This window comes from Hydrogenophaga sp. (assembly GCF_026125825.1).
Taxonomy (GTDB): domain Bacteria; phylum Pseudomonadota; class Gammaproteobacteria; order Burkholderiales; family Burkholderiaceae_C; genus Hydrogenophaga.
This window is the reverse complement of record NZ_JAHCKK010000041.1, coordinates 1-15,322: the sequence shown is the minus strand read 5'-3', so window position 1 is coordinate 15,322 and position 15,322 is coordinate 1. Positions and strand designations below refer to the sequence as shown.

General features: G+C 67.3%; 16 protein-coding genes. 6 read left to right on the top strand and 10 right to left on the bottom strand.

Translation table 11 applies throughout. The features are described 5' to 3' along the window. Positions 1-14 precede the first annotated feature (14 nt). The 4 genes from KIT86_RS14180 to KIT86_RS14165 all read left to right on the top strand — a co-directional run bounded on the left by KIT86_RS14180 (position 15) and on the right by KIT86_RS14165 (position 4,185). On the top strand, positions 15-944 hold the full coding sequence (locus KIT86_RS14180; RefSeq protein WP_297399413.1) for a YicC/YloC family endoribonuclease: 930 nt from the start codon (positions 15-17) through the stop codon (positions 942-944). A 2-nt stretch (positions 945-946) separates the two neighbouring features. Further along, positions 947-1,567, top strand: coding sequence for a guanylate kinase (gmk, locus tag KIT86_RS14175; protein ID WP_291113953.1), 621 nt, complete (start codon positions 947-949; stop codon positions 1,565-1,567). A 28-nt stretch (positions 1,568-1,595) separates the two neighbouring features. Then, positions 1,596-1,799, top strand: a complete 204-nt coding sequence (rpoZ, locus tag KIT86_RS14170) for a DNA-directed RNA polymerase subunit omega (RefSeq protein WP_066268010.1) — start codon at positions 1,596-1,598, stop codon at positions 1,797-1,799. 136 nt (positions 1,800-1,935) lie between these two features. Beyond that, on the top strand, positions 1,936-4,185 hold the full coding sequence (locus KIT86_RS14165; RefSeq protein ID WP_297399412.1) for a bifunctional (p)ppGpp synthetase/guanosine-3',5'-bis(diphosphate) 3'-pyrophosphohydrolase: 2,250 nt from the start codon (positions 1,936-1,938) through the stop codon (positions 4,183-4,185). Between the two features lies 1 nt (position 4,186). Here KIT86_RS14165 and greB read toward each other — a convergent pair whose 3' ends face one another. From greB to KIT86_RS14115, 10 genes are all read right to left on the bottom strand, one after another. Next, a complete protein-coding gene (gene greB / locus KIT86_RS14160) occupies positions 4,187-4,750 on the bottom strand; it encodes a transcription elongation factor GreB (RefSeq protein ID WP_297399411.1) in 564 nt (187 codons plus the stop codon). A gap of 298 nt (positions 4,751-5,048) precedes the next feature. Further along, positions 5,049-5,828 (bottom strand): SDR family oxidoreductase, encoded by a 780-nt coding sequence (locus KIT86_RS14155; RefSeq protein WP_297399408.1) that lies wholly within the window; start codon positions 5,826-5,828, stop codon positions 5,049-5,051. Position 5,829: 1 nt separating this feature from the next. Next, complete coding sequence (locus KIT86_RS14150; protein ID WP_297399406.1) at positions 5,830-7,179, bottom strand: 3-hydroxyacyl-CoA dehydrogenase; 1,350 nt, start codon at positions 7,177-7,179, stop codon at positions 5,830-5,832. A gap of 8 nt (positions 7,180-7,187) precedes the next feature. Further along, complete coding sequence (locus KIT86_RS14145) at positions 7,188-7,976, bottom strand: crotonase/enoyl-CoA hydratase family protein (protein ID WP_297399404.1); 789 nt, start codon at positions 7,974-7,976, stop codon at positions 7,188-7,190. A gap of 37 nt (positions 7,977-8,013) precedes the next feature. Beyond that, complete coding sequence (locus KIT86_RS14140; protein ID WP_297399402.1) at positions 8,014-8,991, bottom strand: PDR/VanB family oxidoreductase; 978 nt, start codon at positions 8,989-8,991, stop codon at positions 8,014-8,016. A 12-nt stretch (positions 8,992-9,003) separates the two neighbouring features. Next, complete coding sequence (locus KIT86_RS14135; protein WP_297399400.1) at positions 9,004-9,972, bottom strand: tripartite tricarboxylate transporter substrate binding protein; 969 nt, start codon at positions 9,970-9,972, stop codon at positions 9,004-9,006. Positions 9,973-10,060: 88 nt separating this feature from the next. Further along, positions 10,061-11,296 carry a Rieske 2Fe-2S domain-containing protein gene (locus tag KIT86_RS14130; RefSeq protein ID WP_297399398.1) on the bottom strand — a complete coding sequence of 412 codons (1,236 nt, stop codon included), beginning with the start codon at positions 11,294-11,296 and terminating at the stop codon, positions 10,061-10,063. A 10-nt stretch (positions 11,297-11,306) separates the two neighbouring features. Continuing rightward, complete coding sequence (locus KIT86_RS14125) at positions 11,307-12,308, bottom strand: amidohydrolase family protein (protein WP_297399396.1); 1,002 nt, start codon at positions 12,306-12,308, stop codon at positions 11,307-11,309. 36 nt (positions 12,309-12,344) lie between these two features. Next, on the bottom strand, positions 12,345-12,731 hold the full coding sequence (locus tag KIT86_RS14120) for a RidA family protein (RefSeq protein WP_297399394.1): 387 nt from the start codon (positions 12,729-12,731) through the stop codon (positions 12,345-12,347). Positions 12,732-12,769: 38 nt separating this feature from the next. Continuing rightward, positions 12,770-13,516, bottom strand: a complete 747-nt coding sequence (locus KIT86_RS14115; protein ID WP_297399392.1) for a GntR family transcriptional regulator — start codon at positions 13,514-13,516, stop codon at positions 12,770-12,772. Positions 13,517-13,593: 77 nt separating this feature from the next. On the opposite strand from KIT86_RS14115, the gene KIT86_RS14110 reads away from it, so the two are divergent. Both KIT86_RS14110 and KIT86_RS14105 read left to right on the top strand, forming a co-directional pair. Further along, complete coding sequence (locus KIT86_RS14110; RefSeq protein WP_297399389.1) at positions 13,594-13,767, top strand: hypothetical protein; 174 nt, start codon at positions 13,594-13,596, stop codon at positions 13,765-13,767. A gap of 92 nt (positions 13,768-13,859) precedes the next feature. After that, the coding region (locus KIT86_RS14105) for a CoA-binding protein (protein ID WP_297399387.1) at positions 13,860-15,322 on the top strand (1,463 nt) is incomplete at its 3' end.

Sequence of the window (15,322 nt, the reverse complement as noted above, 5' to 3'; positions counted from 1 at the left end):
ATGGGCAAAGTTCAATGGCAGTTTACAGCATGACCGGCTACGCCTCGGCCCACTCGGGCGGGTCCGCGGCCCCGGCCAGCACCGAGTCCGGCCGCGAGTCCCAGGCCGGTGTGGGCGTCGAAATCCGCTCCGTCAACAGCCGCTTTCTCGACCTCACTTTCAAGCTGCCGGACGACCTGCGCGCCACCGAACCCGCGCTGCGCGACCTGCTGGGCGCGCGCCTCAAACGCGGCAAGGTGGAGGTGCGGGCCTGGATCGAAGGCCGCTCGGACACGGTGCCGCGCACGCCCAGCCCGCTCGACCTGCAAAAGCTCGTGGGACTCCAGGACAACGTTCGCGCCTGGCTGCCCACGGCCTCGCCCCTGTCGGTGGCCGAGGTGCTGCAACTCACCTCGCGCCAGCAGGGCAACCCCGGCGAATTGAACGAGGCCCTGGTCACTCTGGCGCAAACCGCGCTGGACGGGCTCACCAGCGCCCGCGAACGCGAAGGCAAGCGCCTGGCCGCCATGTTGCTCGACCGGCTGGCCCAGCTGCGCCAGCTTGCCAAGGACGCGCAACCGCTGATCCCGCTGCTGGTCGCACAGCAGCGCCAGCGATTCATCGACCGCTGGAACGAGGCCCTTGGCGCGGCCGCCCCGGCGCAGGGGGGCACCATCACCTCCGACATGGCGCAGGACCGGGCCTTGACCGAAGCCACCGCGTTTGCCATCCGCATCGACGTGGCCGAGGAACTCACCCGGCTTGATTCCCACTTGACCGAGATCGAGCGCCTGTTGAAGAAGGGCGCCGAGGTCGGCAAGCGGCTCGATTTCCTGATCCAGGAATTGCACCGCGAAGCCAATACCCTGGGGTCGAAGTCCTCCAACCTCGAACTCACCCGCATCTCGGTGGAAATGAAAGTGCTCATCGAACAAATGCGCGAGCAGGTCCAGAACATTGAGTAAGCATGGAATATCCCGGAAACCTGTTTGTCGTCGCAGCCCCCAGCGGGGCCGGTAAATCCAGCCTGGTCAAGGCCTTGATGGAGCTCGATTCGCGGGTCGTGCCCTCGGTCTCGCACACCACGCGCCCGCCCAGGGGGCAAGAGCTGCATGGCCGCGAGTACTACTTTGTCAGCAAGGAGACCTTCGACCAGATGGTCATCCAGGGGGCCTTTCTGGAGTGGGCCATGGTGCACGGCAACCGCTACGGCACCTCGAAAATGGCCATCGAGCAGCGCATCAACCAGGGCGCCGACGTGGTGCTGGAGATCGATTTCCAGGGTGCGATCCAGGTCAAACGCATCTTCCCCAACGCCGTGTTGATCTTCATCCTGCCGCCGAGCTGGGAGGAATTGCGCTCGCGCCTGGAGCGCCGGGCGGAAGACACCGCCGAGGTGATCGAGTTGCGGCTGCAGAACGCAGCCACCGAGATGGCCCACGCCAAAGAGTTCGACTTCGTTATAATCAACGAGTTGTTCGAGCGGGCCCTGTTTGACCTCAAGGCCATCGTCCATGCCCAGCGGCTCAAGTTTTCCGCTCAGCGTATCGCCCGCGGCGATACCTTCCAAGCGCTCAACATCCTCTGATTCACCGCCCATTCTCTGGAGCCCGCCCATGGCACGCATCACCGTCGAAGACTGTCTGGAAAAGATCCCCAACCGCTTTCAGCTCGTGCTGGCCGCAACCTACCGCGCCCGCATGCTGAGCCAGGGCCATGCGCCCAAGATCGAGAGCAAGAACAAGCCCGGCGTGACCGCCCTGCGCGAAATCGCCGACGGCAAGGTCGGCCTGGAAATGCTCAAGAAAGTGCCGCTCTGAGGCCGCTTGGGTCCTTTGAAAAGAAACACCGCACCGCGGTGTTTTTTTTCGCCCGTTCCCTGCCGTGCGCATGCTCCCTGCACAGACTCTGTGCATGGACTCAGCGGGATCCATCGTCTCGCGCTAAAGTATGCGGATGATCACCGAGGCCGACAACGGCACCCTTCAGCCCCCCGCAGAGCAGGCGCACCCGGCCGCGAGCGCCGCCGCGGCCAGCTTTGCCGCGCTGCTGGGCAAGCTGGATTACCTCGGTCCGGCGGACATCGAGAGCATTCGCCAGGCCTACCGCTTCGCCGATGAGGCCCACCTGGGTCAGCTGCGCAAGAACGGAGATCCGTACATCACCCACCCGATCGCGGTGGCCGCCCAGTGCGCGGAGTGGAAACTGGACGCCCAGGCGCTGATGGCGGCGCTGATGCACGACGCCATCGAAGACTGTGGCGTGACCAAGGAAGAACTGGTGGAGCGCTTCGGCGCGCCGGTGGCCGAGCTGGTGGACGGCCTCACCAAGCTGGAAAAGCTGGAATTCGACACGCGCGAGCAGAACCAGGCCGAGTCGTTCCGCAAGATGCTGCTGGCCATGGCCAAGGACGTGCGGGTCATTCTGATCAAGCTCGCCGATCGCACCCACAACATGCGCACCATGGGCGACATGCCGCGTTCGAAGTGGCAGCGCATCAGCAGCGAAACCCTGGAAATCTACGCGCCCATCGCGCACCGCCTCGGCCTGAACTTCACCTACCGCGAGCTGCAGGACCTGGCTTTCCGCTTCCTGCACCCCTGGCGCTACGAGGTGCTTTCCAAGGCGCTCAACAAGTCTCGGAACCGCCGCCGCGACCTGATCGCGCGGGTCCAGCGCGAGGTGGAAGCGGACTTCGTGCGGCACGGCATGAGCGTGCGCATCATGGGACGGGAGAAGACGCTGTATTCGGTCTACCGCAAGATGGACAACAAGCACCTGTCCTTCTCTCAGGTCACCGACATCTACGGCTTTCGCATCATCGTCCCCGAGTTGAACGACTGTTACACCGGGCTGGGCGTGCTGCACCAGCTCTACAAGCCGCTGCCAGGCAAGTTCCGCGACTACGTGGCCATCCCCAAGGTCAATGGCTACCAATCGCTGCACACCACGCTGATCGGCCCCTTCGGCACCAACATCGAGTTCCAGCTGCGCACCCATGCCATGGACGTGGTGGCGGAATCGGGGGTGGCGGCGCACTGGCTCTACAAGGCCAGCGAACCCAACAGCGACACTTCGCAGCGGCTGGGCACGCAATGGCTGCAGTCCCTGCTGGACATCCAGCAGGAAACGCGCGATGCGGCGGAGTTCTGGGACCACATCAAGATCGACCTCTTCCCCGATGCGGTCTATGTGTTCACACCCAAGAGCAAGATCATGGCCTTGCCGCGCGGTGCCACCGTGATGGACTTTGCCTACGCCATCCACAGCGATGTGGGCAACCACACGGTTTCGGCCCGCATCAACGGCGAGCAGCGCCCTCTTCGCACCGAGCTGGCGAATGGCGACGTCGTCGAGATCGTCACCGCGGAGAAGGCCGAGCCCAATCCGACCTGGCTGTCCTTCGTCAAGACCGGCCGGGCGCGCTCCAAGATCCGGCACCACCTCAAGACCGTGGCACAGGAGAAGTCGCACGAACTGGGCGAGCGCATGCTCGGCCAGGCCCTGCGCACCGAAGGCATTGCCACGCTGCCGTCCGAGGTGGGGCCGCACCACGCCACATGGGAAAAGCTGCTGCGCTTCACCGGCAACAAGTCGCGCGCAGAGCTGCTGTCGGACATCGGCATGGGCAAGCGGATCGCCAGCATGGTCGGCAAGAAGCTGGCCGTGCTGCTGGCCGAAACCGGCCTCAAGCCCGACGCCCTGCTGATCAGCACCGAGCGCTACGCCAGCGGACGGGACGAGTCGGTGTCGCAGGGCGTGGTCACGCTCGATGGCAGCGAAGGCCTGTCGGTGCAGTACGCCCCCTGCTGCAAGCCGATTCCGGGCGACCGCATCGTCGGGTATCTGGGGCGCGGTGAAGGCCTGGTGGTGCATGCGGACGATTGCCCCACCGGCAAACGCCTGCTGTTGCGCGATGGGGAACGCTTCCTGGAAGTCGAGTGGGCCGACGAACCGGTGCGCTCGTTCGATACCACGGTGATCGTGACCGTCACCAATGGCAAAGGCGTGCTGGCGCGCGTCGCCTCCAGCATTGCAGCGGCCGAAGCCGACATCACCCACGTGGACATGGGCGACGAACCCGCCCAGACCGCGACAGACATCCGCTTCTCGGTGGCCGTGCGGGACCGCCAGCACCTGGCCGATGTGCTGCGCAGCCTCAAGCGCACCACCTCGGTCATCAAGGCACAGCGCTACAAGCCCTGACTCAGGCGGCCTCGCCCGGTGCGGGATACCGCACGCTCAGCACTTCAAGCTCCTGCACACCGCCTGGCACCACCAGCTTCACCACATCGCCGACGCGGGCCTTCAGCAGGGCACGCGCCACCGGGGAGATCCAGCTGACCTGGGCCTGGGAACTGTCGGCTTCGTCCACCCCCCGGATGGTCACGGTGGTTTCCTCTCCGCTGTCGTCGGCATAGGTGACGGTGGCACCAAAGAACACCTGATCACCGCCATGGTGCAGCGATGGGTCGACGACTTCGGCAATTTCGAGCCGGCGCGTCAGAAAGCGGATGCGCCGGTCGATCTCGCGCAATCGCTTCTTGCCGTACAGGTAGTCGCCATTTTCAGAACGGTCGCCGTTGCTGGCCGCCCAGTGAACGATGTCCACGATCTTGGGACGCTCGTCGTCGATCAGCGAAAACAGCTCGGCGCGCAACCGGTCATAGCCGGCGCGCGTGATGTAGTTCTTGCCACCGGGCACGGGCGCTGCGGCCGGCAGATCGTCTTCATCGTCCGAATCGGTCTCGCGGGTGAACGCCTTGCTCATGGGGCACGCCTCCGAGGGAAAAAGAAAAAACCCGCAGCCAAAGCTGCGGGCCTTTGCGGGTGCGGCTGGCAGGCATGAAACCACGACCCCTGGGTTCGTCGTCAGCTGCGCGCTCGCACATGGTTGGTTGACAAAGATTCAATCTCAAAACGCAAGGACGAACTTGCCCGACCAGCAGCAATTCCGTGCGCGCGCACCTGGGCCGAATCCGATCCGTCGAACTGTACAGCACGCCGGGCAAGCGAATCAGACGCTCCAACAGCTTGTCTTCCGATGCTCTCGGGCGAGGCTGGCCCGCTCAGATCAAGCCCCAGGAGGCGCCCCCGTCCAACTGCAGGTTCTGCCCGGTCATGAAACCCGATCGGGCACCGCAGAGAAAAGCGCAGGCGGCGCCGAACTCCGCCGGTTCGCCCAGGCGCTTTGCGGGCAGTGTGTCGGCGAGCTGGCGCCGAGCCTGTTCAAGAGAGATGCCTTGTTCCTGCATCAGGCGTTGCGCCATGAACATCTGCCGTGGTGTGTCGAAGCGTTCAGGCAGCAGGTTGTTCAGGGTCACGTTGTCCACGATGGCCTCGCGCGACAGGGCTTTGCACAGGGCCGTCAGGCCAGCGCGTGCGGCGGTGGACAAGCCCATGGCGGCATGCGGTGATTTGACCATCGCCGAGGTGATGTTCACGATGCGGCCGAAGCGCCGCTCGCGCATGCCCGGCAAGGTGGCCTGAATCAGAAAGGCCGCCGCCAGCAGGTTGTTCTCCAGAGCGCCGATCCACGCTCCGTGATCCCAGTCTGCAAGCTTCCCAGGCGCTGGCCCGGCGTTGTTGTTGATCAGGATATCGGGGGCCGGGCAGGCCCGCAGCAGTGTGGCGCGTCCCGCTTCGGTCGAGATGTCGGCCGCCACCGGCGTCACACTCGCGCCGGTCTCGGCCCGCAAAGCCTGTGCCGCGAACTCCAGTTTTTCCGCATGCCGACCGTTGATGAAGACCTCGCAACCTTCCTGCGCCAGCGCGAGGGCGCAGGCGTAACCCAGGCCTTGAGAAGACGCACACACGAGGGCTTTGCGGCCGTCTATACCGAGGTCCACCTTAGCGCTCCGGCTGCAGATCGGCAAAACACCGGCCGTCGCGGACCAGTTGCTCCAGCAGCGGCGCGGGCTGCCACCAGTGGCCGTACTGAGCGTGCAGACGCCGGATGTCGGCCAGCACCTGCGGCAGGCCGATGCGGTCGGCGAGGTACATGGGGCCGCCGTGGTGGGCTGGGAAGCCGTAGCCGGTCAGGTAGGTGATGTCGATGTCGCTGGGGCGCAGCGCGATGCCGTGTTCGAGCAGGCGCGCGCCTTCGTTCACCATGCCGTAGAGGCAGCGCTTGATGAGCTCTTCCTCGTCTATGGCCTGGCGCGGCAGGCCCATACGCGCCGATTCTTCGACGATGAAGCGCTCGAGCTCAGGATCGCGGCGCGGCGTGCGGTCGCCAGCCTCGTAGCGGTACCAGCCCTTGCCGCTCTTCTGGCCCAGGCGGCCCTGGTCGCAGAGCTTGAGGATCAGGTCGTTCCAGCGCCGGTCGGTCGCTCGCGTGGCCATTTGTGCCTTGCGGGTCTGGTAACCCACGTCGTTGCCGGCCATGTCGTGCACCGCGAAGATGCCCATGGCGTAGCCAAATTTCTTCAGCGCCTCGTCCACCTCGTGCGGCAGCGCGCCGTCTTCCACCAGGAAGTGCGCCTCGCGCGTGTAGTTCCGGAACAGCGCGTTGCCGATGAAGCCCGGGTAGATGCGCGCGAGCACGGCGATCTTGCCCATGCGCCGGCCCAGGTTCATCAGCGTGGCGATCACGTCGGGCGCGGTCTGCGCCCCGCGCACCACTTCCAGCAGCTTCATGACGTGGGCCGGGCTGAAGAAGTGCGCGCCCACGACGTCCTGCGGGCGCCGGGTCACGGCGGCGATCGCGTCCACATCCAGCCCGGAGGTGTTGGTGGCCAGGATCGCGCCAGGGCGGGCGTGCGCATCGAGCTGGCGGAAGATGTCCTGCTTGAGGCCCATGTCCTCGAACACAGCCTCGATCACAAGGTCGGCGTCGCTCACGTCGGCGATCAACAGCGAGCCCGTGATGAGCGCCAGGCGCTGGTCCATCTCGGCCTGGGCGAGCTTGCCGCGCTGCACGCTGGTGGCGCACAGGTCTTTCACGCGCGCCAGGCCGCGCTCCAGGCCGGCCGCGCTGCTGTCGATCAGCGTGACGGGAATCCCGATGCTGGCCAATGAGAGCGCGATGCCCCCGCCCATGGTGCCCGCGCCAATCACGGCCACGCGGTTCACCGGGCGCAGCGGCGTGTCCGCCGGGATGTCGGGGATCAGGGCAGCCTCGGAGGCGGCCATCCGGGCATGCGCGGCGGCGCGCGCGCGTTCGTCGTCGCTGACGTGGAAAAAGTCAAAAGAAGTCATGGGGTGCCTCAGGCCTGGTTGTCCTGCAGTTTTTTTGCCTTGCCGTCGACGAATTCGCGCAGGCGCGCCTCGGCTTCGGGCGGGCGCGCGCGCGCCGAGTTGAGCTGCTCGACGAAGAGGCCGTCGTCGTGCGACAGGTCCTGCACGCGCGGCAGCACGTTGATGATCATCCAATTGGTGTCCACGCTGTTCTTGCCGATGCGCAGCGCGAGCTCGCGCGCCTTGGCCAGCGCCTGGCCGGCAGGCGTGACGTAGCGCACCACATGCTCCTGCAGGCCTTCGGCGGGCGAGAGCAGGCGGCCGGTGAGCATCATGTCCATCATCACCGTGGTGCCGACCACGCGCTGAATGCGCACCGTGCCGCCGCCACCCACGAAGATGCCGCGCTGGCCTTCGGGCAGGCCAAAGAGCGCGCTGTCGTCGCACACGCGCACGTGGGCCGCCATGGCCAGCTCCAGGCCGCCGCCCACCACGGCGCCGTGCAGCGCCGCGACAAAGGGGATCGGGCCGCGCGCAATGAGGTCGAAGACCTCGTGCCAGTTGTGGCGGCGGCGCTTGCGCGGCGGCTTGATCTGGCCGGTGGCGCGCGCCAGCGCCTCGGCCAGGTCCAGGCCGGCGCAGAAGTTGCTGCCGTGGCCAAACAGCACGGCCACGTCGGCCTCGTCGTGCGCGCGCAGAACGGCCACGCGCAGTTCGTCGATCAGGCTGTCGTTGATGGCATTGCGCTTGTCGGGCCGGTTCAGGCCGATCAGCGCGATCGCGCCGTCCAGTTCGTAGGTGATCAGGGGTTCGCCCATGGTGAAAGTTCTCGGGTTGAAACAGGAGGGCCGGCGCTCAGAGGTCAAGCACCAGCATGGGGCTCCGGGCGCCGGAACAGCAGACCATCATCCGGTCGTTGGCGGCGCGCTCGGCATCGGAGAGGACGAGGTCGCGGTGGTCGGGCGTGCCGTCGAGCACGCGCACCTCGCAGGTGCCGCACACGCCTTCGCGGCAGGAAAACGGCGGCTCGATCTGCATCTCGATCAGGCAGTCCAGCAGGGACTTGCCTTCGGGCACGGCCAGCGTGCGGCGGCTGCGCGCCAGCGCTACGGAGTAGCCGCCGCCCGTGGCGGGCGATCCCTTGGCCGCGAAGTACTCGCGGTGCACGCGCCCGGGTGGCAGGCCGGCCGTGGCCTGTTCAAAGGCCTCCAGCATCGGCCGCGGGCCGCAGCAGTACACGTGTGCACCGTCGGGCAGAGCGGCCACGAGGCGCCGCAGGTCCAGCATCTTCCCGCCCGGTTCGCAATCGAAGTTCAACAGCACCTGTCCCCCGCCCTGGCGGTCCCAGGCGGCCAGGCGATCGAGGAAGGCCGCGTGCGGCCGGGTCCGCGCGCTGTAGTGCAGGCGCCAGGGGATGCCCAGTGCGCGCGAGCGCTCGATCATGCCCAGCAGGGGCGTGATGCCGATGCCGCCGGCGATGAAGACGTTGAAGGGCGCGCGCTCGTCCAGCGGGAAGTGGTTGCGCGGCGCGCTCAGGGTCAGCACCTGGCCCGGCCGGAGGACCTCGTGCACGTGGCGAGAGCCGCCGCGCGAACGCGGGTCGCGGTGGACGCCGATGCAGTAGCGGTGCGTTTCACCCGGGTCGTTGAGCAGCGAGTAGCTGCGCACCAGCGGGCCGTCGGGGGTGGTCAGGTGCCGGTCGATGTGGGCGCCCGCCGCGAACGCCGGCAGCGCGCGCGCCGGCGGCAGCGGCACCAGCTCCAGACCGAGCACGCCTGCGGCTTCGAAGGTCGTGGCCCGGATGCGGGCCTGGAGTGTGGGCGCGGTGGTCACGGTGCGCGCGGCTTACTCGGCCTTGAAGCCGGACGCCTTGATGAGCGGCTCCCAGTGCGCGAGCTCGGCGCGCTGCAGGGCTTCGAGCTGGGCGCCGGTGCGGAAGTGGGGGTTGGCCCACAGGCGCTGGCTGAGCTGCTCTTTCACCTCGGGCATCTGCAGCGCCTGCTGCACCGCCTTCTGCATGCGCTCGACCTCGGCCGCCGGGGTGCCGGCCTTGGCCCACATGCCGGTCCAGGCCTCGCCCGAGGTCACGTCGATGCCCTGCTCCGCGAAGGTCGGGATGTCGGGCATCAGCGGCGACCGCTCCTTGGTGAAGACGCCGATCACGCGGATCTTGCCGGCGCGGTGGTGCGCCATCATGCCGTCGAGCAGGCTCACGGCCGCTGGCACGTGCCCGCCCAGCAGGTCGTTGACCATCGGCGGCGAGCCCTTGTATGGCGTGACCGGCAGGTCGATGCCGGCGGTCTTGGCGAACTGCTCGCCCAGGTAGGCGTTCTGGCCGCCCAGGCCGGGCGTGCCGAAGCTGGCCTTGTCGGGATTCTTCTTCACCCACTCGACGAACTCGCGCGCGTTGGTGGCCTTGGTGTTGAGGGCCACGCCCATGCCCAGCGGGTAGGACGCGATGCCCGCCACCGAGGTGAAGTCCTTGAGGATGTTCCAGCGGATCTGGTGGCCAAACACCAGCATCTGGAAAGTGGGCGTGGCGTTGGGCGCGATCATGAAGGTCAGGCCATCCGCTGGCGCGGCGAGCACCGTGTCGGCGGCCATGCGCCCGCCCACGCCGGGCTTGTTCTCCACGATCACCGGCTGGCCCAGCAAGGCAGGCAGGCGGTCGGCCACGGCGCGCGCAATGGCGTCGGTGGCACCCCCCGGCGGGAAGCCCACCAGGATACGGATCGGGGGGCGGGACTGGGCCCAGGCGGCCGGGGCCAGGAGGGCCCCGCTGGACACGATCAGCTGTCGGCGGTTCAAGCTCATGTTGTCTCCATGAAGGAAAGGGTCGGATCGGTCGATCCGATCGCCCCCGGGGTGTCTGCGCACCTTGTCGGGGACTGTGGGGGAACGCTCAGGCGTCGGCCAGGGCGCGCCAGTCCTGGCCGGTGGGCAGCACGCCGCCCACCGACTGGATCTTTCGGTAGTCCAGCTCAGGGTGGTGGGCCATGGTGGGCGGCTGGCCGGCCATGAACTCGCGCGCGGCCTTCAGCAGCATCTGGCGCACCCGCACGACGGCACCGTCGGCGGAGCAGAGCTGCTCGTCGGTTCGGTCGGCAATCGGCCCCTGGCTCAGGAACATGGCGAAGTCCTCGGTGCCCAGGTGCTGCGGAAAGCCGGTCTTGTGGCCGCGCTTCATGAGGTCGCGGTTCTGGCCCCAGTTGTCCCTGGGGTCTCCCGGCGGCAGCGGCGGGAAGTTCCAGACGTCGGGCGAGGCCGACATGATGGTCATGCCCAGCGGGCGGTGGGGGTTGTAGTGCACGAACCAGGCGCGGTGCGTGACATCGTCCACCGGGGTGGAAAAAAACACCGTGGTCGGGCCCTGGGCGTCGGGCGGGCAGATGATGCCGTACCAGGGCATGACGAAATTGTTGACGCGCGCGTAGGTGTTGCCGTCGGGCAGCGGGCGCAGGGCCGCGTAACGGTAGCCATAAGGCCGTTCCTCGAACTCCAGCTTGGGCGCGAGCGACTGCGCCATCAGCATGCGCTGGTTGCCGCCGCCGGCCGTGATCTGGGTGGTGGATTCGTGCAGCACACCGACGTGCGAGGAGTCCATCGAGGCCTCCACACCCTGCACCCAATTGGTGGGCACCTCGGTGCTGGTCACCGAGCGCTGGGACGCCGGCAGGTCCATGAATGGCAGGTCGGGGAACGGCGGCGCGGTCTCGCCCTGCCCCAGCCACACCCAGACGATGCCGCCGCGATCCACCGCCGTGTAGCGGTTGACCCGCACATGCTTGCAGAACTGCTCCTGGTTGCCGGCGTGGTTGGGCGCGTCCACCACCTCGCCTTTGACGTTGAACTTCCAGCCGTGGTAGATGCAGCGCACGCCGTTGTCCTCATTGCGCGCCAGTGCGAGCGAGGCCTTGCGGTGCGGGCACTGCTCGTCGAGCACACCCACCTCGCCGTTGGTGGCGCGAAAAGCGATGTAGTTCTTGCCAAGCAGGCGGATGCGCACGGGCGCGCCGTCGGCTTCGAGCTTGCTCGCCGGCACCGCCGGCAGCCAGTAGTGCTGGCGGATCATCTCGCCCATGGGTGCGCCGTTCTCCACGCGCGTCAGCAGATCGTTGTCTTCCTTGCTCAGTGGCATGGTGCGCTCCTTAGCAGTCTTCGTCTTTGCGAAACGCGCGCGGGTAGACGCGCTTGCAGTTGCACTCGAAGATGTCGAGCTTCTGCGCCTCGGTCAGCCAGCCGATGTTTTCAATCACGGGCTTCATGTCGTCGTAATCGCGCCCGCTGACGGGGTCGCGCGAGCTTCCGGTGCCCGGCTTCTCGGTGCCGAACAGCACGTTGTCGGTGCCGGCCACGCGCAGCAGCAGCTCAATCGCGTCCTGGCTGTAGTTGCAGGTGTCGAAGTACAGCTTGCGCAACTGCTCGTCGAAGGTCTGCTTGTCGCCCTTGCGCACGCTCCACGAGCGGAAGCGCCCCATCTGGTAGGGAATGGCGCCGCCGCCGTGCGCCACCACGATCTTCAGGTCGGGGAAGGTGTCGAAGATGTTGGCGTGCAGCAGCGAGATGATGGCGATGCTCTCCTCGTTGATGAACTTGAGCGTGTACGACTCGCGCGCGCTGCAGCTGCCGGCCGAGTGGATCAGCGCAGGCACGTCCAGCTCGGTCATCACTTGGTACAGCGGGTGCCAGAACGGATCGCCCAGTCCCGGGGGATCGCCCAGGCCTTCGGTGGGATCGGGGTTGATCAGGCAGCCGACGAAACCGAGTTCGTTGACACAGCGGCGCAACTCCGGGATGGCGCGCAGCTCCAGCGCCTCGTCCATGTACTGCGGCAGGCCGGCCACGCCCCGGAAGCGGTCCGGGAACATCTGCACGAGGCGCGCGATCAGGTCGTTGCAGTGAATGGTCCAGAGCTCGGTCACGCGCCCGGGCTTGACCGAGTGCATCTGCAGGTAGGGCCGCGGCGAGATGAACTGCACGTCGGTGCCCACGTTGTCCATGCTCTTGACCAGCTCCTCGGCCACCTTGCGCACCGAGGCGTCGGGGATCTTGGGCAGGGTGTTGGGGTTGGCCCGGCCGCCAACGAGTTCGGCCATGAAGCGAAAGCTCTCGGGCGGCATGACGATGTGGGCGTGGGAATCGATGACCATGAAACGGCGTCTCCAGTTGTTGAATGTCGGCGGGTGTTACGAAACGAAGGCCATGGCCTCGATCTGCAGCCACATGCCGTGCTGCAGGTCCTGCAAAACGATGTGGCGGGCCGGGCGGTCGTGCGGATCGGGAAAGCAGGCCAGCCACTCGGCGTTGAGCGGATCGCGCACGGCGTTGTCCTTGATGGACACGCTGAGCTTCACGACGTCCTGCAGCGAGGCGCCGCCCGCCTCCAGCACCGCCTTCAGGTTGGCGAAGGCGTGGCGCACCTGGTCGGCCATGTGGGCCGGCAGCGCGCCCGTGGCCGCGTCTTTGCCCGAGACGGCCGAGGTGCACAGCAGCGGCCCCACGCGCGCGGCGGCGGGGATGGGGGCGTTGTGTGAGGCGCCGGGCACATGAATGGAGCGGGGTGGGCGGGACATAGGACAGGGGTTTTCGTCACGGGAGACGCCGGCGCGCGTCAGCTCTCGCCGGCCTCGGTGTCGAACAGGCTCATGGGCATGCGGGCCAGGAATTCGGAGAAGCCGGTCGAGCCCGAGGGCACGTGCAACATCATTTGTTGCGTGGCCGCGAGTTCGTCGCCGTCCTGAATCGCGCGCGCCACCTTGAGGTGGTCCTGCATCGACTTGTTGATCTGGGCCTTGGTGACGAAGTCGCGCAGGCGGTAGCGGTAGATCTGGCGCCGCGCCGTGCGGATCAGGTCGGCCAGGTAGGGGTTGCGGCTGCCCACGTAGATCACTTCGTGGAACTGGGCATTGGCCTGGGCGTATTCCTCGGTGCCGCCCTGGATCGCGGCGTCCTGGCAGTGCTGCAGCGCCGCGTCGAGCTGGGCACGCAGGTCGTCGTCCACGCGGCGGGCCGCGAGCTTGGCGCACATGCCCTCGAGCTCACCGATGGTTTCCATGATGGCGCGCACCTGGCTGATGGACAGGCGCGCCACGCTCATGCCCTGCCGCGGCGCGATGCGGACCAGGTCGCGCGCGGCCAGCTGCTGCAGCGCCTCGCGCACCGGGGTGCGGGAGACCTGGAAACGCGCGGCCAGCGCGCGCTCGTCCAGCGGACTGCCCGGCGGCAACTTGCCGGTCTCGATCTCTTCCTGCAAGGCGGTGCGAATCTCCGTCGCCCGGCCGCCACGCGGGCGCGCCTCTTCGCTGACAACCCCGGTGTCGAGGTCGCTGTGGGGGTCGGGAGCGGTGTTGTGTTCCATAGGCATGGCAAATATACCTCCAAGTCAATCTGGTGTGCAATAGGATTTTATAAAAATGCCACAAAAGGCATTTCGCGTTGGCAACCTACATCCTACCCAAGCAGGCCGAGGCTTTTCGCAAGGCCATGTTTTCCTTGGTAAATCGGCCCAATTTGCCATCGGGGCCGCTGCATGAAGACCTGACCATCCGCCTCACGACCCGCATCGGTACAAACCCTATGAATGCTGAATATCGGCTTGTGGTGTATTGAACAAGGTGTTTTTGTATGCCAGAATCCATCACGAATACCGCCATGAGGTGCGCCCACACGGCCTCAGCGACATACCAGAAAGGCCCTTTTGCATGTCCAAGCCCGTTTTCACGCCGCCCGCCGGGGTCCTGCCGATGGACCGCATCGTGCGGCCCCGCTCCATCGCGATCGTGGGAGCCTCTGCCGACCCGCGCTCTTTTGGCGGCTTCGTGCAAGGCAACCTGGACCGCTTCGGCTATGCCGGGGCCCTGCACCTGGTGAGCCGCAGCAGCGATGAGATCCAGGGCCGGCCTTGCGTGAAAACCATCGACGCGCTGCCCGAGGGCATCGACCTGGCGGTGCTGGCCATTCCGCAAGCCGGCGTGCTCGACGCGGTCAAGGCGCTCGCGGCGCGCCGCTGCCACGCGGCCGTGCTGTTCGCGTCGGGCTATGCCGAGGCCGGCGAAGAAGGCCAGGCGCGGCAGCAGGCCCTGGCCGATGCAGCGCGCGCCGCCGGCGTCCTGCTGGTGGGGCCCAACTGCATGGGCTTCACCAACCTGGCCGCGGGCGTGCCGGTGACCTTCGAGCCGCTGGCGGCGCGGCCCCACGAACAGCGACCCGGCGTGGGCGTGGTCGCGCAAAGCGGCTTCATGGCCGCCAACCTGCGCGACGCTTTCCTGGGCCGCGGCGTGGCCGTGACCTCGGTGTTCTCCACCGGCAACGAGGTTTCGGTCTCGGTCGAAGACGTGCTGGCCCACTACATCGGCGACGCGCAGACGCGCGTGATCACGGTCTACGCCGAACAGATCCGCCGACCCGCGCTGTTCCTGCAGCTCGCGGCGCACGCGCGCGCCGCCGGCAAACCGCTGGTGCTGCTGATGCCCGGGCGCAGCGCCCGGGCGCGCGAGGCCGCGCAGTCGCACACTGGCGCGCTGGCCGGCGACCACGCCACGGCCACCGCGCTGCTCAAGAGCGAAGCGGTGGTGGTGGTCGAGTCGCTGGACGAACTGCTCGACACCAGCGCCATCCTGCTGCGATACCCACAACCGCCGGCCGGCGGCACGGCCTTCATGACCGGCTCGGGTGCCATGAAGAACATCGCGCTGGATTTCGCCGATGACCTTGGCCTGGCCCTACCCGAGCTCACCGCGCCCACGGTGGACAAGCTCACCGCGCTGCTGCCCGCCTACGCCGTGGCCGAGAACCCGCTGGACTACACCACCATCGGCGTGCGCCAGCCTGGCCTGATCGGGGAACTGCTGCTCACGCTGCTGGACGACGAGCGCATCGGCAACCTCGTCCTTGCGATTCCCGTGGGGCCCGAGATGGCGCAGCGCGACAAGGCCGAGCACATCGTGCCGGCCATCGCGCGCGCCACCAAGCCTGCCGTGCTGGTGCTCACCGGCGACGGCAGCGCGGTCGAGCCCTTCTTCACCGAAGCCATCGTGGCCAGCGGCGTGCCGCTGTTCCGCTCCGCCGACCGCGCGCTGCGCGCGATGCGCCGCGTGGCCGCCTACGGCGAGGCCCTGCAGCGCTGCGCGCGCGCCACGCGCGAGCTGGCGCCGACCCTGCCGCT